The 19,322-nt window shown below is 59.8% G+C and carries 14 protein-coding genes; 7 read left to right on the forward strand and 7 right to left on the reverse strand.

Features of this window, described 5'->3' with window-relative positions; genetic code table 11:
* Positions 1-160: 160 nt before the first annotated feature.
* From A8C75_RS10505 to A8C75_RS10525, 5 genes are all read left to right on the forward strand, one after another.
* Positions 161-1,540 carry a Rieske 2Fe-2S domain-containing protein gene (locus tag A8C75_RS10505; RefSeq protein ID WP_067387185.1) on the forward strand — a complete coding sequence of 460 codons (1,380 nt, stop codon included), beginning with the start codon at positions 161-163 and terminating at the stop codon, positions 1,538-1,540.
* Positions 1,537-2,028, forward strand: a complete 492-nt coding sequence (gene benB / locus A8C75_RS10510; RefSeq protein ID WP_067381752.1) for a benzoate 1,2-dioxygenase small subunit — start codon at positions 1,537-1,539, stop codon at positions 2,026-2,028. Before A8C75_RS10505 ends, benB begins: the two co-directional genes overlap by 4 nt.
* 19 nt (positions 2,029-2,047) lie before the next feature.
* Positions 2,048-3,064, forward strand: coding sequence for a benzoate 1,2-dioxygenase electron transfer component BenC (gene benC, locus A8C75_RS10515; RefSeq protein ID WP_067381755.1), 1,017 nt, complete (start codon positions 2,048-2,050; stop codon positions 3,062-3,064).
* A 5-nt stretch (positions 3,065-3,069) separates the two neighbouring features.
* Positions 3,070-3,849 (forward strand): benzoate diol dehydrogenase BenD, encoded by a 780-nt coding sequence (gene benD / locus A8C75_RS10520; RefSeq protein ID WP_067381757.1) that lies wholly within the window; start codon positions 3,070-3,072, stop codon positions 3,847-3,849.
* 166 nt (positions 3,850-4,015) lie between these two features.
* Complete coding sequence (locus A8C75_RS10525; protein WP_193788194.1) at positions 4,016-5,221, forward strand: benzoate/H(+) symporter BenE family transporter; 1,206 nt, start codon at positions 4,016-4,018, stop codon at positions 5,219-5,221.
* 191 nt (positions 5,222-5,412) lie between these two features.
* Here A8C75_RS10525 and A8C75_RS10530 read toward each other — a convergent pair whose 3' ends face one another.
* On the reverse strand, positions 5,413-6,594 hold the full coding sequence (locus A8C75_RS10530; RefSeq protein WP_067381763.1) for an acetyl-CoA C-acyltransferase family protein: 1,182 nt from the start codon (positions 6,592-6,594) through the stop codon (positions 5,413-5,415).
* Between the two features lie 336 nt (positions 6,595-6,930).
* Between A8C75_RS10530 and A8C75_RS10535 the strand changes: the two genes are divergently transcribed.
* Positions 6,931-10,350 (forward strand): adenylate/guanylate cyclase domain-containing protein, encoded by a 3,420-nt coding sequence (locus A8C75_RS10535; RefSeq protein ID WP_067381766.1) that lies wholly within the window; start codon positions 6,931-6,933, stop codon positions 10,348-10,350.
* A 79-nt stretch (positions 10,351-10,429) separates the two neighbouring features.
* Here the strand turns inward: A8C75_RS10535 and fghA are convergent, their stop codons facing one another.
* The gene (fghA, locus tag A8C75_RS10540; RefSeq protein ID WP_067381767.1) at positions 10,430-11,272 is read right to left on the reverse strand and encodes an S-formylglutathione hydrolase; all 843 of its coding nucleotides are present in this window, start codon (positions 11,270-11,272) and stop codon (positions 10,430-10,432) included.
* A gap of 54 nt (positions 11,273-11,326) precedes the next feature.
* The gene (locus A8C75_RS10545) at positions 11,327-12,454 is read right to left on the reverse strand and encodes an S-(hydroxymethyl)glutathione dehydrogenase/class III alcohol dehydrogenase (RefSeq protein ID WP_067381770.1); all 1,128 of its coding nucleotides are present in this window, start codon (positions 12,452-12,454) and stop codon (positions 11,327-11,329) included.
* Between the two features lie 211 nt (positions 12,455-12,665).
* On the opposite strand from A8C75_RS10545, the gene A8C75_RS10550 reads away from it, so the two are divergent.
* Positions 12,666-13,535: a LysR substrate-binding domain-containing protein gene (locus tag A8C75_RS10550; protein WP_067381774.1), complete on the forward strand. Its 870-nt coding sequence runs from the start codon at positions 12,666-12,668 to the stop codon at positions 13,533-13,535.
* 95 nt (positions 13,536-13,630) lie between these two features.
* Here A8C75_RS10550 and A8C75_RS10555 read toward each other — a convergent pair whose 3' ends face one another.
* The 4 genes from A8C75_RS10555 to speB all read right to left on the reverse strand — a co-directional run bounded on the left by A8C75_RS10555 (position 13,631) and on the right by speB (position 19,279).
* A complete protein-coding gene (locus A8C75_RS10555; RefSeq protein ID WP_067381776.1) occupies positions 13,631-15,088 on the reverse strand; it encodes an aldehyde dehydrogenase family protein in 1,458 nt (485 codons plus the stop codon).
* Positions 15,089-15,104: 16 nt separating this feature from the next.
* On the reverse strand, positions 15,105-16,727 hold the full coding sequence (locus A8C75_RS10560) for a 5-guanidino-2-oxopentanoate decarboxylase (protein WP_067381778.1): 1,623 nt from the start codon (positions 16,725-16,727) through the stop codon (positions 15,105-15,107).
* 105 nt (positions 16,728-16,832) lie between these two features.
* Positions 16,833-18,242 (reverse strand): YjiH family protein, encoded by a 1,410-nt coding sequence (locus A8C75_RS10565; protein WP_084783964.1) that lies wholly within the window; start codon positions 18,240-18,242, stop codon positions 16,833-16,835.
* Positions 18,243-18,322: 80 nt separating this feature from the next.
* On the reverse strand, positions 18,323-19,279 hold the full coding sequence (speB, locus tag A8C75_RS10570) for an agmatinase (protein WP_067381781.1): 957 nt from the start codon (positions 19,277-19,279) through the stop codon (positions 18,323-18,325).
* Positions 19,280-19,322: the final 43 nt, after the last annotated feature.

A 19,322-nucleotide genomic window follows, 5' to 3' on the forward strand; every position in this document is an offset into this window, starting at 1 on the left:
CTATTTAACAAAAAAGAGCGCGATAAATGACCAAAATCGGCTTTTCCGCAGGAGATCAGCGTTAAGTCCGACAGGCTGCCAGATGAATACCACGCAGGTCTGCGCGCCCTGCAAAAAGACGCTGCGTAAGTGCTATCTAAAACAAGACGGAGTGAACGATATGACGACCAAACTCGACAAGCTCGCAGACAAGGTACGCAATGCCGTTGTCGCCGACCCAGAAACCGGTCGCTATCAGTGCGATCGTGGCATCTTCACGGATCAGGAACTTTTCGATCTGGAAATGAAGTACATTTTCGAAGGCAACTGGGTTTATCTGGCGCACGAAAATCAGATTCCGAATCCGGGTGATTACTACACCATCACCCTGGGCCGCCAGCCGGTGGTGATTACCCGCGCCAAAGATGGCGAACTCAAGGCACTGCTGAACACCTGTTCCCACCGTGGCGCCACTTTGTGCCGCAAAAAGCGTGGCAACAAGGCCTCCTTCACCTGTCCGTTCCACGGCTGGACATTCCGTAACGATGGCACACTGCTCAAAGCCAAAGACCAGAAGACGGGCGGCTATCCGGAACAGTTTAATACCGAAGGTTCCCATGACCTGAAGCAGCTGCCCAAGTTCGTCAATTACCGCGGTTTCCTGTTCGGCAGTCTCAATGCAGATGTGGCTCCACTGGAAGAGTACCTGGGTGAAACAACCAAGATCATCGACAACATCGTGGATCAGTCGGAAGACGGCCTGGAAGTTCTGCGCGGCAGCTCGACCTACACCTACGAAGGCAACTGGAAACTGACCGCTGAAAACGGCGCTGATGGTTATCACGTAGGCACGGTGCACTGGAATTATCTGTCCACCATGGGGCAGCGGGACTACGACAAGGGTGGCACCGAGGCGGTAGACGCCAAGAGCTGGTCTGCCGATGGCGGCTTCTATTCCTTTGAGAACGGCCACATGATGCTGTGGACCCGTCTACTCAACCCGCAAGTGCGTCCGATATTCACCCAGTTGGAGCGCCTGAAAAAGACCTTTGGCGAGGCGCGTGCCGACTCCATCGTTGGCACCACCAAAAACCTTTTGGTGTACCCGAACGTCTATCTGATGGATCAATTCTCCACCCAGATCCGGGTGACGCGTCCGATCGCTGTCAACAAGACAGAAGTGACCATCTACGCCTTTGCTCCGAAAAACGAGCCGGCAGAGCTGCGTGCCAAGCGTATTCGTCAGTATGAAGATTTCTTCAACGTGACAGGCATGGGCACCCCGGATGACCTGGAAGAGTTCCGCGCCTGCCAGACCGGTTACGAAGCAGGCGGCATGCGCTGGAACGACATGAGTCGTGGTGCCAACCAGCACTGGATTGACGGTGCGGACGAGCACGCCAAACAGATCGACATGAAACCCATCATGAGTGGTTCCCGGCCGGACGATGAAGGCCTGTACGTGAACCATCACCAGCACTGGCAGCTTGAGATGACCCGCGCCATAGAGGCCGAACGTGCCCGTCTTATTCCCGTGACCTCAGAGGAGACCTCCGCATGAGCCCGAGCTACCACGACATTGAGCAGTTCATTATTCGCGAAGCCCGCTTTCTGGACGACCGTGAATGGGACAGCTGGCTGGCCTGCTATCACGAGAACGTCACCTACTGGATGCCCGCCTGGGATGACGACGATGAGCTGACTGAAGATCCGCAAACCGAGATCTCGCTCATCTTCTATCCCAACAAGAAAGGCCTGGAAGACCGGGTATACCGGATCAAGACCGAGCGGTCCGGCGCCAGCACCCTGCCACAGCCACGCACCACGCACTTCACCAGCAACCTGGAGATCCTGTCTCAGGATGATAAGGAAGTGAAGCTGCGGTTTAACTGGCTGACCAAGGCGTACCGCTACAAAACAGTGGCTGAATTTTTCGGAACCTCTTACTGCACCCTGGACATCACGGGTGAGCAGCCGCTCATCCGCGACAAGAAACTGGTTCTGAGCAACGATTGCATCAATCAGGTGCTTGACGTTTACCACCTGTAATTGAGGGGAGAGCATCATCATGAGTTATAACATTGCCCTGAATTTTGAAGATGGCGTTACCCGTTTTGTGACCTGCAAGGAAGGTGAAACAGTTCTTGATGCCGCCTACCGTGCGCAGATAAATCTACCCATGGACTGCTCCGATGGCGTTTGTGGTACCTGTAAAGGTACCTGCCATCAAGGCAAGTTCGACCTGGGTGATGAGTACCTTGACGAAGCGCTGTCCGAGGAAGAGGCCGGACAGGGCGTGGTCCTGACCTGCCAGATGGTGCCCTCCAGCGATTGCGTGGTGGAGGTGCCTGTGGCGTCCACCATGTGCAAGACCGGTAAGGCAGAAGTGACTGGCACGGTAACAGAGGTCAAGCTGATTTCAGCGACCTCCATCGAACTGAAAATCACCGCCGAAAGTGACATTGCCTTCCTGCCGGGTCAGTACGTGAATATCCAGGTGCCGGGCACTAAAGAGGTCCGCGCCTATTCGTTCAGCTCCCTGACGGGCAGTCGGGACCTCAGCTTTCTGATCCGCAATGTGCCAGGCGGCTTGATGAGCTCCTGGCTGGTGGATACGGCCAAGCCCGGCGACAAGGTCAGTCTGACCGGTCCTATGGGCGTGTTCTACCTGCGTCCGATCGAACGCCCCATTCTGATGCTGGCCGGTGGTACCGGGCTGGCACCCTTTCTGGCCAAGCTCGAGTATATGAAGGCCCAGAATCTTACCGGTCAGCCCACGCACCTGATTTACGGTGTTACCAACGACGAAGATCTGGTGTATGTGGACCAGCTTGAGGCCTTTGCCCAGGAGATGGACAACTTCAGCGTTCGCACCGTAGTGGCCAGTGCTGAGAGTGAGCATCCACACAAGGGCTATGTCACCAATCATATGGCTGAGGCGCCGATCAACGACGGTGATGTCGATGTGTACCTGTGTGGCCCGCCTCCAATGGTGGATGCCGTGCTGCATTACTTCCGGGAACAGGGCATCAAACCGAATTCCTTTCACTATGAGAAATTCACCGCAAGCGCACCCGGGGAGTAAGTCGCATGAAAGCCCGTTTTACTCAAAAGGTGATGGTGATTACCGGGGCCGCGCAGGGTATCGGCAAGCGTGTGGCGGAACTGGCGGCCGCAGAAGGTGCCAGGCTGTTGCTGGTCGATATCGCGGATCATATACAGAGCGTTGCGGCACAGCTGCGTGAGCAGGGTGCCGACGCTGTTGCAGTTGAGGCCAACCTTGAAACCTGGGACGGCGCGCAAGCCATTATGGCCGAGGCCCACAAGCACTTTGGCCGTATCGACATTCTGATCAACAATGTCGGCGGCACTATCTGGGCACAGCCGTTCGACCAGTACACGCCGGAGCAGATCGAAAAGGAAATCCAGCGCTCGCTGTTTACCACGCTCTGGTGCTGCCGTGCTGTATTGCCCCATATGCTGGAACAAGAGGGCGGCGTGATTGTAAACGTGTCCTCGGTCGCCACGCGCGGGCTGATGCGAGTGCCTTATGGTGCGGCCAAGGGCGGCGTGAACGCCATGACCGTGAACATGGCGTACGAGTATGCGCCACACAACATCAGGGTGAATGCCACAGCTCCTGGCGGTACAGAAGCGCCCCCGCGGCTGACGCCACGCAATACACAGGCGCAAAGCGAGCAGGAAAAGGGGTGGTATCAGCAGTTGATTGACCAGACCAAGGACAGCAGCCTCATGCACCGCTACGGCACCCTGGACGAACAGGCAGAGCCCATCCTGTTTTTGGCATCCGACGCCGCCAGTTTCATCACCGGCACCATTATGCCGGTCGCAGGGGGCGACCTGGGCTAAGGCGCGCCGCGACTGGGTGTCCGCAGCGACATAAGAGTATCGCGACGAGCGCCCCTGAGATGTGGCGCCTTGCTCCAGGTCTCAGCTATTAGGCAGCCAGTCTGAGTTTTGTTTACCAGGACCTACCTGTGTTGCGGGCGCGTACATCAACAACGGATTCATGCTTATGTCGAGCCTTCTGCGAGACCTTTCTGTGCCGGCGGTCGTCGCCGGTCTTGTGGCCGTGCTGGTGTCCTATTCGGGGCCTTTGGCGATCTTTTTCCAGGCCGCCCAAAGCGCCGAAATATCCCCCGAGATGATGACGTCCTGGGTCTGGGCTATCTCCATCGGTGCCGCCATTTCCGGTATAGGGCTTAGTCTCTGGCTGCGGGTGCCGGTTGTCACCGCCTGGTCGGCGCCGGGCACGGCGCTGCTGGTGTCCCTGTTCCCGCAGCTGTCGATCAATGAGGCCGTCGGCGCCTATATCACGGCGGCGCTGGTGATTTTCGTTATCGGCATAACGGGCCTGTTTGACCGCGTTATCCGCCTGATTCCCCGTAGCGTGGCGGCGGCCATGATGGCCGGTATTCTGTTTGATTTTGGCCTGGGCGCCTTCCAGGCACTGGAGTCCATTGCACCTGTGGCCATCGCCATGCTTGTGGCCTATGTGGTGCTGAAGCGCTTGAGTCGCAGCTACTATCTGGTGCTGCTGTTCGGGGTGGGCGTGCTGCTTTCCCTGAGCATGCTGGATGCGGATCTCAGCCGGCTGGAATGGCGCCTGGCAAGCCCGCAGTTTATTGCCCCCATCTGGACCTGGCACGCCAGCCTGAGTCTGGCGTTGCCGCTGGTGATCGTCAGCCTGACCGGGCAGTTCCTGCCGGGCTTTGCGGTGCTCAAAACCTCGGGATACCTTGTACCGACGCGCCCGATCATCAGCGTATCCAGCCTGGTGTCCATTCCCATGGCATTTTTTGGTGGCATCACTACGGTGGTTGCTGCCATTACTGCATCGCTCTGTACCGGCCCCGATGCCCATGAAAACCCTGACAAGCGGTATGTTGCCGGTGTCGCCAATGGCGCTTTCTATCTGCTGGGTGGCTGTTTTGCCGGCACTATAGTGCTGTTCTTCTCGATCTTTCCGGCCCAGATGATTGCCATCCTCGCAGGTCTTGCGCTCTTGGGCGCGATCGGCAGCAGCCTGAGTGCTGCGATGGAGCAAAAGGATCAGCTGGATGCCGCCCTTATTACCTTCATGACCACCGCCTCCGGCATCTCTGTGCTGGGTATAGGTGCGGCTTTCTGGGGAGTTGTGCTGGGATGCCTGGCGCATTTTGTACAGCACCGGCGTGGCCTGAGTTTGCAGCACTTGTTACGGCGTCAAAACGAGTTGTAGGGTGAGTTAGCGGTGCCGTGTTGCCGTGGTTTCCGGCTGCATCAAAGCGGGCGCACCGCGTAACCCACCACTGGGTTCTGCTGTCGCGAGGCATTGGGGGTTGTGGATTGGTGGGTTACGCATCGCCCAGAACACTTTGCCATTTCAGGCTTGGTCCCATTTGCGATGCTAACCCACCCTACGAAATCAAATCAGAGCCGTTCGAATATCACTGCGATACCCTGACCACCGCCGATGCACATGGTCACCAGAGCGTATTTGCCATTGGTACGGTGAAGCTCATAAATCGCCTTGGTTGCGATAAAAGCGCCGGAGCAGCCGATGGGGTGACCCAGGGCGATGGCGCCGCCGTTGGGGTTGGTTTTGGCAGGATCCAGTTCCAGTCCCTTGGCCACGGCCAGGGCCTGGGCGGCGAAGGCTTCGTTGGACTCGATCACATCCATCTGGCTGAGGTTCAGGCCGGCCTTTTTCAGTGCCAGCAGGGAGGCCGGAATCGGGCCTTCACCCATGATGTGGTTGGGCACGCCGGCCACGGCGTAGGATACCAGCCGCGCCAGGGGTGTCTGTCCGGCTTTGGCGGCCGTTTCGGCATTGGCCAGCACCATGAAGGCGGCGCCATCATTCAGGCCTGAGGCGTTGCCGGCGGTGACGCTACCGTCCTTCTTGAACGCCGGGCGCATCTTGGCCAGGGATTCCAGGCTGGTGCCAGGCTTGACGTGTTCGTCGGTCTCGAAAATGGTATCGCCCCTGCGGCTTGTCAGCGTCACCGGCACGATCTGGGACTTGAAGCGGCCTTCCTCGATGGCCTGGGCGGCACGGCGGTGGGATTCCACGGCCACGGCATCCTGGTCTTCCCGGCTCAGGTTCCATTTTTCCGCCAGGTTCTCGGCGGTAATGCCCATATGGCCGACGCCAAAGGGATCGTTGAGGGTCGCCACCATCATGTCAATCATGGCGGTATCGCCCATGCGCGCACCCGAGCGCATTGCCGGCGACAGGTAGCCGGAACGGGACATGACTTCAACACCGCCGCCGATGCCGTAGTCACAGTCGCCCAGCATGATCGATTGCGAGGTGGAGACGATGGCCTGCAGGCCGGAGCTGCACAGGCGGTTCACCGCCATGGCGACGGACTCCATCGGCAGGCCGGCCTGAATGGAGGCGACACGGGCCACATAGGCGAAGCGCGAATCGGTGGGAATGCAGTGTCCGGCGGTGACATAGTTGATCTGCTGCGGGTCCACTTTGGAGCGCTCTACCGCCGCCTTCATTACCTGGCCGGCCAGTTCCGCAGGCTCGATCTGGCTCAGGCCGCCACCAAAGGTGCCGATGCCGGAGCGGGTAGCACTTAGTACAACAACATCATGACTCATTGTTCTTTTCTCCAGATGTGGATGTCGGTCCGGGCCTTCCTTGGGCGTATTTCGCCCAGCGCAAAGGTTTATCGGTAACCGTAGGGGGACATTGATTACAAGTGTTTGGGCGGCGTAAATCAAGCGCCATTTGCTACAGGCCATCTAACCGGGCTGCGGGAAAATAAAGCTATGCTCTAAGGGTGGCAGGTTACAGCAGTCGTGTAGTCATCCATTGGCGGCTGCTGAACGCAGTCGTCAAACGGGCAGATGCATCGCGTTATCAGGGAGCGACGGACCCGGTTTCTGCAGAGGTTTTGGCCGCATCATGCGGCGCAAGCGGGAGTCCGGGATCTTATGTTGTGTAGCCAATGCGCCTTTGAAAATCCGCCCGGCGCCAGGGTCTGTGGCCAGTGTGCCGCGGTGCTTGATCCGGTCTGTCCGGGTTGTGGCAGCATCGTTACTGTAGCGGCAAAATTCTGCAGCGAATGTGGCACGGCGCTCCATGCAACTCTTAATGCTGCAACAGGCAGTTCGGCGGCCAGTGTCCAGGCGACTGCGCCCATTGGCTACACGCCGGCTCACCTCACCGAACGCATTCTAGCCGAGCAGGCCGCCCTGCAGGCCCGTGCTGCGGCTAACGGCGAGCGCAAAACCATCAGCGTGCTCTTTGCCGACATGGCCGGTTCCACCGCCCTGATTCAGGGGCTGGATCCCGAAGAGGTGCGTCAGTTGATAGACCCGGTACTGGCGCTGATGATGGATGCGGTGCATCACTACGAAGGCTATGTCGCCAAATCTCTGGGTGATGGCATCCTGGCACTGTTCGGGGCGCCTATTGCCCATGAGGATCACCCGCAGCGGGCGCTCTATGCGGCGCTTCGAATGCAGGACACCATGCGCCACTATGCCGACCGGCTGCGCCTGGATCAGGCGATACCGCTGCAGATTCGCGTCGGCATTCATACCGGTGAGGTGGTGGTGCGGGCCATTCGTACCGACAGTCTGCAGACGGACTATGACCCTGTGGGGCAGACCATCCACATAGCCTCGCGCATGGAAGGTATCGCGACTCCGGGGTCGATCGTCGTCAGTGAGTCGACCTATCGGCTGACCGACGGCTATCTGGCCTTCAGGCCGCTGGGCGTGACCCCGGTCAAGGGCATGTCCGAACCCCAGGCGGCATTTGAGGTGCTGGGGCTCGGTCCCCTGCGTACCCGCCTGCAGCTTGCAGCCGTGCGCGGGTTGGTGCCCTTTGTCGGGCGCAAGCCGGAGCTGGCGCAGTTGCAGTACTCCTTTGATCAGGCCTGTGCCGGGTTCGGGCAGGTTGTGGGGGTGGTTGGGGAGCCCGGGGTCGGCAAGTCGCGGCTGTTCTACGAATTCACGCTTGGGACAAAGGACAGCTGTCTGGTGCTGGAAACCTTTTCGGTCTCCCACGGCAAGGCGTTTGCGTATCGCCCGCTTATCGAGTTGCTGAACAATTACCTGCAACTGAGTCCGCAGGATGATGACCGCCGTCGGCGCGAGGTCATGACGGGCAGAATCCTGACGCTGGACCGAGGCCTGGAAGACTGTCTGCCCTATCTGTTTTATCTGCTGGGGCTGGCCGAAGCGAACTCAACCCTGGCACAGATGGATCCTGCCCTGCGCCGCGCCCGAACCTTCGATGCGCTGCGCCGCCTGTTGCTGCGCGAAAGTGCTAACCAGCCACTGCAGCTGGTGTTCGAGGATCTGCAATGGCTGGATCAGGAAACCGAGGCGTTTCTGGAGTATTTTCGCGCCGGCATCGCTGCTGCGCGCATTTTGCTGCTGGTCAATTACCGCCCCGAATACCGTCACGATTGGGCGCAAAGTAGCAATTACGCCCAGCTGATGCTGCAGCCGCTGGGGCAGCAGGAGACGGCGGAACTGCTGGACGCGCTGCTGGGGCTCGACTCATCGCTTGAGGCACTCAAACCCCGCATTCTGGCGCAAACCGGCGGTAATCCGTTCTTTATTGAGGAGGTGGTACAGACGCTGGTGGAAGAACAGGCGCTCAGTGGTAGCGCCGGGCACTACAGTCTCGAACAGACGCCAGACAATCTGCATATTCCCACTACGGTTCAGGGGGTTCTGTGCGCCCGTATTGACCGGTTGTCGGCCACGGAGAAAACCCTGCTGCAAACCCTGGCGGTGATGGGCAAGGATTTCCCCTGGAGCCTGATACAGCGGGTGCTTGAGCAGTCGGACGACGTGCTGCGGCGCGGCCTTGCCCGGCTGCAGGCGGGTGAATTTATCTACCAGCACCCGGCATTTCCGGAGATTGAGTACAGCTTCAAGCATGGCCTGACGCAGCAGGTGGCCTACGGTACTCTACTGCTGCAACATCGCCGCCAGTTACATGAGCGTACGGCCCAGGCCATGGAAAGCCTGTTTCAGGATGTGCTGGAACAGCATTGCAGTGAGCTCGCCTGGCACTATGGCCATAGCGACAACACCGCCAAGGCGGTGGAGTACCTGCAGCGCGCCGGCTACCAGGCGGCACAGCGCTCGGCCAATCAGGAAGCCATGACCCATCTGGGGCGGGCACTGGAACTGTTGCAGTCTCTGCCCGAATCCCCCCAGCGTGACCACTGCGAACTGGCGCTGCAGATAGTGCTGGGCCCCATCTATATGGCCAGTCTTGGCTATGCCGCGTCCGAGGTTGAAACGACCTATAGTCGGGCACTGACGCTGGCGCGCCGCCTGGGCGAGGCGCCGCAACTGTTCTCGGTACTGGTGGGTTTGCGCCGCTTTTATAATCTGCGGGCAGAATTTCACCGTGCTCAGGAAGTCGGTCTGCTGTTGCTGAGTCAGGCGCAGAACAGCGCCGATCCGGATCTGCTGCTGGAGGCCCATGCGGCCATAGGCCCCACCTGCTTTTTCCTGGGTGATTTCGCTGCCGCCAGGCGACACCTGGAGGCGGTATGCCAGGGCTATGACCCGCAGCGCCACCAGCACCATGCGTTCGATTACGGCATGGACCCCGGTGTGCTTGGGCACAACTTCATGGCCTGGGTGCTGTGGTTTTGCGGTCAGCCGGATACCGCCATGCGCCGTTGTGAAAAGATGCTGTCGCTGGCAGAAAAGGTTAATCATCCCTTCAGTCTGGCGTTTGCCCTGGGCTATGCCGCCGAGCTGTATCAGCTGCGCGGAGAGGTCGAACGGGTACGCGAACGGGCCGAGGCTGCAGTCGCGCTCTCGATCGAACAGGGTTTTCCGTACTGGCAGGCCCAGGGCGGCGTGTTGCTTGGCTGGGTAATGGCCCAGCAGGGCGATGTCGACGGCGGTATTGAGAAAATGCGCGCAGGTCTTGTCGCTTATCGTGCCAATGGGGCAGAACTGGGGTGCAGCTACCTGATGTTACGCCTGGCTGAAACCCTGCTCGGGGCGGAGCGTTTCGATGAGGCACTGAGGGTGGTTCACGACGCCGAAGCACTCTGTGCCGCGAATGGCGAGGGCTTTTGCGCCGCGGAGCTGCATCGATTGCGTGGGGTTATTGCGCGTGATTCCAATCTGAAGACGGCTTCCCACAGCGAGGCCGAGCGCTGTTTTGAACAGGCCATTAGCGTTGCCCGAAAGCAAGGGGTGCTTGCGCTGGAGTTGCGGGCGGTGACAGAGCTTGCCCGCCTGTGGCAGGCGCAGGGCAAGGCCGACGCTGCCCGGCAGCGCCTGGCGTCGATTTACAGCCGCTTCTCAGAAGGCTTTGACACTGCGGATCTGCAGAACGCCAAGGCGCTGCTGCGCGCCCTGGGGTAAGCCGTAGAGTGTGTTTGCAATACTCCCGCTTTCAGCGCCATGGCAACAGGCGCTTAGCGGGGAGAGTATCCCCTTGCAGCTAATACTGGCCTAGGTGCCTGGCATGAAAGCGCAGGTGCTGCTCTATGAAGCTGGCGATAAAGTAATAGCTGTGGTCGTAGCCTTCGTGGCGGTTCAGCTCCAGCGGGTAACCGCTGAAAGTGGCGGCGGCTTCCAGGGTGTCGGGCTTGAGCTGCGCGCTGAGGAAGTCATCGGCTTCGCCCTGGTCCACCCGCGCCGGCACACACTGGCTGGCCTGGCGCATCAGCAGGCTGGCGTCATAGTCGGCCCAGCCGGCGCTATCTATACCCAGGTAAGCACTCAAGGCTTTCTTGCCCCAGGGGCAATTGACCGGATTGCTGATCGGGCTGAAGGCGGAGACTGAACGATAGCGTTGCGGGTTGCGCAGTGCCAGCACCAGGGCACCGTGGCCGCCCATGGAATGACCGGCAATGGATCTCTGGTCGCTGACCGGGAACATGGATTCGACCAGTGCCGGCAGTTCGTTCAGCACATAGTCGTACATCTGGTAGTGACGGTTCCAGGGCGCCTGGGTGGCGTTCACATAGAAGCCGGCCCCTTTGCCCAGATCGTAGCCGTCATTATCCGCCACCTCATCGCCGCGGGGGCTGGTGTCCGGCGCAATAATGGCCATGCCGAGCTCTGCGGCGATGCGCTGGGCACCGGCTTTTTGCATAAAGTTTTCATCGCTGCAAGTCAGGCCAGACAGCCAGTAAAGTGCCGGCACCTTGGCGCCGCTCAAGGCTTGGGGCGGCAGGTAAATCGCAAAGCGCATGGCGCAATTGAGCGTATTCGAATAATGGCTGTACTGCTTGTGCCAGCCCCCGAAGCTTTTATTACAGCTGAGGTTTTCAATGCTCATTTGAGTCTCCAGTAAAAGCAGGTCGCCTGTGCAATGCCAGGCGACCGCTTGGCCTTACGTGTCGAAGTGAATAACGGAGCGAATGCTCTTGCCTTCGTGCATCAGGTCGAAGGCCTCGTTGATCCCTTCCAGACCCATGGTATGGGTGATGAAGTCGTTGAGCTGAAACTCACCCTGCATGTAGCGCTCGACGATGCCGGGCAGCTCGGAGCGGCCCTTGACGCCACCGAAGGCAGAACCTCGCCAGACCCTGCCTGTGACCAGCTGGAACGGACGGGTAGAGATTTCCTGGCCGGCGCCGGCCACGCCGATAACGACCGACTCGCCCCAGCCCTTGTGGCAGCATTCCAGCGCAGAGCGCATCACGTTGACGTTGCCGATACACTCGAAGGAGTAGTCCACACCGCCGTCAGTCAGTTCGACTATCACATCCTGGATGGGCTTGTCGTAATCTTTCGGGTTGATGCAGTCGGTGGCGCCCAGCTGACGCGCCAGGTCAAACTTGCTTTCATTGATATCGATGGCGATGATGCGGTCGGCCTTGGCCATGGTGGCGCCTATCACAGCGGACAGGCCTATGCCGCCCATGCCAAAGATGGCTACGGTGGCACCTTCTTCTACCTTGGCGGTGTTCATGACCGCCCCCATGCCGGTGGTGACGCCACAGCCGAGCAGACAGACTTCTTCCAGCGGCGCTTTCTTGCTGATCTTGGCCAGGGATATTTCCGGCAGCACCGTGTACTCGGAGAAGGTGGAGCAACCCATGTAATGGAAGATCGGCTGACCGTCTTTAAAGAAGCGGCTGGTGCCGTCCGGCATCAGGCCCTTGCCCTGGGTTTCGCGGATTTTCTGGCACAGGTTGGTCTTGCCGGATGTGCAGAACTTGCACTCGCCGCACTCAGGGGTATAGAGCGGGATCACGTGGTCGCCGACCTGCAGGCTGGTCACGCCTTCGCCGACTGATTCCACGATGCCACCGCCTTCGTGGCCGAGGATGACCGGGAAGATGCCTTCCGGATCATCACCTGACAGGGTAAAGGCATCGGTATGGCAGACGCCGCTGGCGATAATGCGCACTCGAACTTCACCGGCCTGGGGCGGCATCACATCGACTTCTTCGATGGACAACGGCTGTTTCGGGCCCCAGGCAATGGCGGCTTTGGATTTGATTATCTGAGTCATCAGAGGCTCCCTGGTCGTGGTGACATCACAGCGGAGACGCCCGCTGTGTCGATGGCCGCTATTATATTTAGTTTCTTTATGGTGATAATCTGCCTTTATTGTAAATTACCTTTACCTCAGGGTAACAATAGGGGCTTTTGCTGTTTGACTCGGCAGCGTTAAATCTGTGCTGGCGTCAGGCAGTTCCAGTATCAGGCGCAAAGGTGTCGCTATGTTTATGTGGGAAGGGGTGAGCGAGTTTGTCGCGGTGGCTGAGGCGGAGAGTTTTACCGCTGCCGCCAAGCGGCTGGGCATTTCCACGGCTCAGGTCAGCCGGCAGGTCAGTGCGCTGGAAGCCCGGTTGTCGACCAAACTGTTTTATCGCACGACCCGCAAGGTCTCGGTGACTGAAGCCGGGCAGATTTATTATCAGCACTGTCGGCAGGTGCTCGATGGACTGGAGGAGGCGGAGCGTACCATCACCAACCTGCAGCTGGCGCCCAGGGGCAAGTTGCGGATTACGGCGCCGGTGACCTATGGGGAGAAAACCATAGCCCCGCTGGTGAATGACTTCGTGCTGCGTTACCCGGAGCTTGAAGTGCAACTGCGCCTGACCAATCAGACGCTGGATCTGGTGGCCGAAGGCTATGATCTGGCCGTAAGGCTGGGCAAGCTGGAGGACTCCAGCATGATGGCCAAACGGTTGTCGTCAAGAACCCAGTTTGTGTGCGCCTCGCAGGATTACCTGTCGACCTATGGCGTGCCCCACTCGCTGTCGGAGCTGGAGCAGCACAACTGTCTGCAGGGCAACCTGGATTACTGGCGCTTTCAGGAGCAGGGCAAGGCGCGCAATGTCCGGGTAAAAGGCAATATCAGCTGTGACAGCGGCTGGGTCTTGCTGGATGCCGCCCTGAAAGGCATCGGTATTGTGCAGCTGCCGGATTATTATGTTCGGCCCGCGCTGGATTCAGGGCAGTTGCTGCCTTTGCTGCAGCACTACCAGGAGGCTGATGAGGGCATCTGGGCCATCTATCCCCATAACCGCCATTTATCGCCGAAAGTGCGCATGCTGCTGGACTTTATAGGCGAAGCCCTGGGGTAGTCTGCACCGTACATGTTCGGCGGCCTTGATACAGGCAGACCCTGTGGCGGGACTTCGGGGTTCCGCCACAGGGCCGAGTCGTTTCCAGCGGCGTTTTAGTTGGATTCAAGCTCGCTCAGCGGCCGGGTGATATGTTTTACCTCCTGGTAGGCACTCAGGCCCCAGGGCCCTAGTTCACGACCAATACCGCTGCGCTTGAAGCCGCCCCAGGAGGTTTCGGGGCAGACGACCTGCAGGCTGTTGATCCAGATATGCCCGGCCTGGAGTTGTTCGGCGATCCGCTGGGCGCGGGCGCTGTCCTGGCTGATGATACCGGCGGCAAGGCCGAAGTCGGAGTCATTGGCAAGCTCGATGGCCTCTGCCTCGCTGCTGAAAGTACGTACACAGAGCACGGGGCCGAAGATCTCTTCACGCCACAGGGCTGAGTCTGTGGGTACATCCACAAAGATGGTCGGTTCGATGAAGTAACCCCGCTCGAAACCTTCTGCACGCGTGCCGCCGGTGAGCAGCGTCAGGCCCTCGGCGCGACCGCGTTCGATATAGCCCATCACGGTGTCGAACTGGGCCTTGCTCGTCAGCGGTCCCATCTGTACGCCCTCTTCGAAGGCATCGCCGAGTTTCAGCGCTTGGGTTGCGGTCTTGAGGCGTTGCAGCAGCTTTGGTGCGATGCTGTCGTGCAGCAGCAGGCGCGAAGTGGCGGAACACATCTGGCCGGCATTGTAGAAAATACCGCCCAGGATCCAGTCCGTGGCCTGATCAAGGTCGGCATCATCCATTACCAGCATCGGTGACTTGCCGCCCAGCTCCAGACTCAGGCCCTTGACCTGCTTCGCCACGCTTTGCATGACGATCTCGCCGACCCGGTTGCTGCCGGTAAAGGAAATTTTGGCAATATCCGGGTGTACGGTCAGGGCGCTGCCGACGTCGCTACCACTGCCGCAGACGATATTGATCACGCCTGCAGGCAGGCCGACGCTCTGTGCAATGGTGCCCAGTTGCAGCTCCACCAGGGGCGTGACTTCGGACGGTTTCAGCACCAGGGTGCAGCCGGCGGCCAGTGCCGGTGCCACTTTCCAGGCGGTGGTGACGAAGGGGAAGTTCCAGGGCACGATCAGGCCCACAACCCCCGCAGGTTCCAGTCGGCTGGAAGATCTGTAGCCTGGCATGGCCAGCGGCACCTCGGCGTTCTGGCGCGCATCGAGCTGTTCGGCCAGGCCCGCGTAGTAATCCCAGGTGGCGATGGCATCCTCGATATCAATCTGGGCTTCAAACAGGGGTTTGCCGTTGTTGCTGGACGACAGTGCCGCCAGCTCTTGCGCGCGGGCTTCGATGGCCCGGGCGATGGCTCGCAGGTAAACCCCGCGCTGGGCGCCGCTGGTTTTACTCCAGCCTGTGAATGCCTGTTTGGCCGCCGCGACGGCACGATCGACATCGGCCGCGCCGCCCGCGGCGACCTCGGCGATGACTTCTTCAGTGGCGGGATTAATCACCGCCAGGGTTTTGCCGCAGCGGGGGGCGACCCAATCACCGTTAATAAAGAGCTTGTCGTACATGGGTGTGCTCCTGGCGTCAGCCGTGGGTAAACGCGGTGATGAAGTCGGCATCTTCGCGAACTTCAATGATCGTCGGGCGCTTGGCCGCAGCTGCAATTTGCAGTTGCTCGCGCAGTTCATCAAAGCTCTGTGGCGCAACCGCATGGCAGCCAAAGCCCCGGGCGATGGTGAGGAAATCCGGCGTATAGATATCGACACCGATGGTGGGGATATTGCGGTTTTCCATATAGCGCTTGATCTCGCCATAGCCGCTGTTGTTCCACAGCAGCACTATGACGGGCGCACCGGCTTCAACCGCCGAGGCGAGTTCAGGCAGGGTGAACTGGATGCCGCCATCGCCGATCAGGGCCACCACGGGGCGTTCGGGCAAGGCCAGCTTGGCGCCGATCGCCGCCGGAAGGCCGTAGCCCAGGGTGCCGTAGCCGGTGGATGAGTTAAACCAGCTGCGCGGTGATTCGGCCTCGTACAGATGGTTGCCTGAGTACACCGGCTGAGTTGAATCGCCGGCAATGATCACACCCGGCAGGGTCTGCTGGATGGTTTCCAGTACCCGCTGCTGGGCGCGAAAGGGCTGTGACCAATCCTGTTCGAATTGGGCTCGCAGGGCCTGCACGCGCTGAGCCCCCTTATCGGCGGCGCTAAAGCCGTTGCGTTCAAGTTGCAGTCTAAGGGCAGCCATGGCCAGGCCGGCATCGCTGAGAATGGCGATGTCGGCGGGGTAGTTACGGTTCAACTGTTCGGCGTCGATATCGATGCGGATCAGTGGGCTGGGGATGCTAAAACCGCCATCAAACACCACATCGTAATCGGTCTCGCCAAGCTCCGTGCCGATGGCCAGCACAACGTCGGCGTCGCGTACCATTGCCCGCACCGGTTCCAGTGACTGGTTAGATCCCAGTGACAGAGGGTGTCCGGGCATGAGTACGCCCTTGGCATTGATGGTCAGCAGCGTGGGTGCATCCAGCATCTCCACCAGTGCCCTGGCATCACTGGCGGCATCGCTGCAGCCACCGCCGAGCAATACCACGGGGTTGCGGGCCTGTTGTAACAGTGCGGCGGCCTGTTCGATTGCCGCGGGTGCCGGTGCCGGTCGGCTTGGCAGCGCGGCGACAGTACGACGGATATGATCCGCCGGGGCCGTAATGACATCCAGCGGGATCTCGATATGCACCGGCCGTGGGCGGGCGCTGGCGAAAATAGAGAAGGCGCGGGCCAGTACGTCCGGCAGCTCGTCCGGGCGCATCAGGGTATGGCTGAAGGCGGTGAGTCCGGATATCAGCTGGCGCTGATTGGGCAGCTCGTGCAGCCGGCCACCGGCCAGCCCGAGTTCATGGCTGTGATTAACGCTGGAAATCACCAGCATGGGGATAGAGTCGGCATAGGCCTGTCCCAGAGCGGTGGCGATATTGGTCATGCCGGGGCCTGTGATGATAAAGCAGACCCCGGGCTTGCCGGTGACACGGGCATGGCCGTCGGCCATGAAGCCCGCCCCCTGTTCGTGGCGCGGGGTGATATGGCGGATGTCGGTATTCGGCAGGCCACGGTACAGCTCAACGGTGTGGACACCGGGAATGCCAAATACGGTGTCTATGCCGTAGGCTTCCAGCAGTTCAACCAGGATTTCTCCACAGGTACTCATCGGTCTCTCCAACATAGGTTTGGCAGGTGAAGACAGAACCGGGGCCCGCAGGCCCCGGTTGTCGGGCGCGGGCCCCATGACTGCGGGCCTGCGCCTTGGTCTGGATCAGAACACCAGGGTGTGGGCGATCAGGGCGATGATCGGCAGGGTAATCAGGGTGCGCAGAATAAAGATCGCGAACAGTTCCAGCAGGTTCAGCGGAATTTTCGACTTTAACAACAGCACGCCAATTTCGGACATGTAAATCAGCTGTGTCAGGGAGACGCTGGCGATGACGAAGCGCGTCAGTTCGCTTTCAATGCCCTTGCCCAGTACCGCCGGCAGGAACATGTCGGCAAAACCAACCAGCATGGTCGGTGCGGCGGCGGCGGCTTCGGGTATGCGCAGCAGCTCCAGCAGCGGAATAAAGGGGTAGGACAGCCAGGTGAAAACCGGCGTGTATTCAGCCAGTGCCAGGGACAGGGTACCGATGGCCATCACCAGCGGCAGCAGGCCAAACCAGATATCGCTGACGTTCATCAGGCAGTTTTTGCCCAGAGCTGCTGGCCCTGGTGCTGTGGCGGCACGGCGTACGGCCTGTTCCAGCCCCCAGGAAAACAGTGAATGTCCCTCTGGAAGTTCTTCCTTGATCTGTTTGCCGGTGGCTTCGTGGTATTCGTCTTTTTTCCAGCTCAGCGGTGGCAGGCGCGGGGTGATCACCGCGGCGATCAGACCTGTGGCCACAACAGTCAGGTAGAAGGGGACGAAGAGGTGCTCCAGCCCGATAACATTGGCGATCAGCAGGCTGAAGGCGATCGAGGTAATGGAAAAGTTGGTGGCGATGACCGCCGCTTCGCGCTTGGAATAGAATCCCTGTTCGTACTGCTGGGTTGTGATCAGTACGCCCACGGTGCCTGAGCCCAGCCAGGAGGCCACGGCGTCAATGGATGAGCGCCCCGGCAGTTTGAAGAGCCAGCGAAATATATTGCTTGCCAGGGTGCCGATAAATTCCATAAAGCCGAAGTCGACCAGAAACGGCAGCAGAATTGCGGCGAAGAAAAAGAAGGTGATCAGCATCGGCGTCAGATCTATCAGCATCACGCCGCCGGTATTGCGGTTCCAGATCCATTCGGGGCCGACCTCAAACAGGGTCATGGCGGCGAAGGCTGCGCCGAGCACGCGCAGCGCCAGCCAGACTCCTTTGGGCGTGAAGACTTCGGCCAGGGCACTGTCCCGCTGCGCCCAGCGGGGCTTGAATGCCGCTGCGAAGAGGGCGATGACGGCGGAGAGCACGAGCAAGGCGGTGGCAAAGGCGGGCAGGTAATCCTTGGTTGAGGCCTTGAGCATGTCAGCCACGACCCCCAGGCCGATGGTGACCTTGTCGTCGACCACGACCGGGGTGAGGAAAAACAGTATGCCAATCAGGGATGGGATAATGAATTTCAGGTAAGCGTAAAGGCTGTGCTTGGGACGGGGGCCGTTGCGATCGCTCAGTAGAACGCTGGCGGCTTCCTGTTGGTCCAAATGTTGATTCATCAGGAGATTCCTTGAATATTGTAGTTATTGTCTCAAATTCCGACAGGCGCCGTCAGGGTTACGCCTGTCGGGAGTGAGTGCTACTTGTCGTAGCGTACGCCTGGCATTACGCAGAGCATTTCGAACAGCAGGTTGGCGCCCAGCAGCGCGGTGTTGCCGGTGCTGTCGTAGGGCGGGGAGATTTCCACCATGTCGCCGCCGACAATATCGAGCCCGCGACAGCCGCGGATGATTTCCAGCCCCTGGGGCACGGTCAGCCCTGCGATCTCGGGGGTGCCGGTACCGGGCGCATAGGACGGATCCAGGCCGTCGACATCAAAACTGATGTAAACGGGGCCACCGCCGACCTTGGCGCGGACTTCTTCCATCAGCGGGGTCAGGGACTTGTGCCAGCAGTCCTCGGCTGGGACCACACGAAAGCCCTGGTCACGGGACCAGTCGAATTCATCGGCGCTGTAGCCGGTGCCGCGCAGGCCAATTTGCACCACGCGGTTGCAGTCCAGCAGGCCTTCCTCGGCGGCACGACGAAAGGGCGTGCCGTGGGCGATTTTCTCGCCGAACATCTGATCGTTGATATCGGCGTGGGCATCCACATGCACCATGCCAATGGGACCGTATTTCTTGCGTAGCGCACGCAGTATCGGCAGTGCGATGGTGTGGTCACCGCCGAGGGTCAGCGGCTTGCAGTTGTGTTCCAGCACCTCGTCGTAGAACTCTTCGATGATGTCCATGCTTTTGAGCAGGTTGAAGGTGTTGATCGGCACGTCGCCGATATCGGCCACTTGCAGACTTTCAAAGGGGGCGGCAAAAGTGGCGACATTGTAGGGCCGCAGCATGCGGGATTCGTCGCGAATCTGGCGCGGTGCCAGGCGGGCGCCCGGACGGTTGGAGGTACCAATATCGAAGGGCACACCAATAAAGGCCACGTCCAGGCCTGCGGCGGTTTCCTGGGCCGGCAGGCGCATCATGGTGGCGGGGCCACCGAAACGGGGCATTTCGTTACCGCCAAGGGGCTGGTTGAAGCGGGAGTCCGACATAGGGTTACCTTTTATTCTCTGTGTTCAGATCAGTGGAGTTATG

Source organism: Marinobacterium aestuarii, assembly GCF_001651805.1.
Classification (GTDB): Bacteria; Pseudomonadota; Gammaproteobacteria; order Pseudomonadales; family Balneatricaceae; genus Marinobacterium_A; species Marinobacterium_A aestuarii.

Bases quoted from the DNA above. Each gene is read 5' to 3' on its own strand.
- A8C75_RS10505 (WP_067387185.1), top strand. From the start codon at position 161: ATGACGACCAAACTCGACAAGCTCGCAGACAAGGTACGCAATGCCGTT.
- benB (WP_067381752.1), top strand. From the start codon at position 1,537: ATGAGCCCGAGCTACCACGACATTGAGCAGTTCATTATTCGCGAAGCC.
- benC (WP_067381755.1), top strand. From the start codon at position 2,048: ATGAGTTATAACATTGCCCTGAATTTTGAAGATGGCGTTACCCGTTTT.
- benD (WP_067381757.1), top strand. From the start codon at position 3,070: ATGAAAGCCCGTTTTACTCAAAAGGTGATGGTGATTACCGGGGCCGCG.
- A8C75_RS10525 (WP_193788194.1), top strand. From the start codon at position 4,016: ATGTCGAGCCTTCTGCGAGACCTTTCTGTGCCGGCGGTCGTCGCCGGT.
- A8C75_RS10530 (WP_067381763.1), bottom strand. From the start codon at position 6,594: ATGAGTCATGATGTTGTTGTACTAAGTGCTACCCGCTCCGGCATCGGC.
- A8C75_RS10535 (WP_067381766.1), top strand. From the start codon at position 6,931: ATGTTGTGTAGCCAATGCGCCTTTGAAAATCCGCCCGGCGCCAGGGTC.
- fghA (WP_067381767.1), bottom strand. From the start codon at position 11,272: ATGAGCATTGAAAACCTCAGCTGTAATAAAAGCTTCGGGGGCTGGCAC.
- A8C75_RS10545 (WP_067381770.1), bottom strand. From the start codon at position 12,454: ATGACTCAGATAATCAAATCCAAAGCCGCCATTGCCTGGGGCCCGAAA.
- A8C75_RS10550 (WP_067381774.1), top strand. From the start codon at position 12,666: ATGTTTATGTGGGAAGGGGTGAGCGAGTTTGTCGCGGTGGCTGAGGCG.
- A8C75_RS10555 (WP_067381776.1), bottom strand. From the start codon at position 15,088: ATGTACGACAAGCTCTTTATTAACGGTGATTGGGTCGCCCCCCGCTGC.
- A8C75_RS10560 (WP_067381778.1), bottom strand. From the start codon at position 16,727: ATGAGTACCTGTGGAGAAATCCTGGTTGAACTGCTGGAAGCCTACGGC.
- A8C75_RS10565 (WP_084783964.1), bottom strand. From the start codon at position 18,242: ATGAATCAACATTTGGACCAACAGGAAGCCGCCAGCGTTCTACTGAGC.
- speB (WP_067381781.1), bottom strand. From the start codon at position 19,279: ATGTCGGACTCCCGCTTCAACCAGCCCCTTGGCGGTAACGAAATGCCC.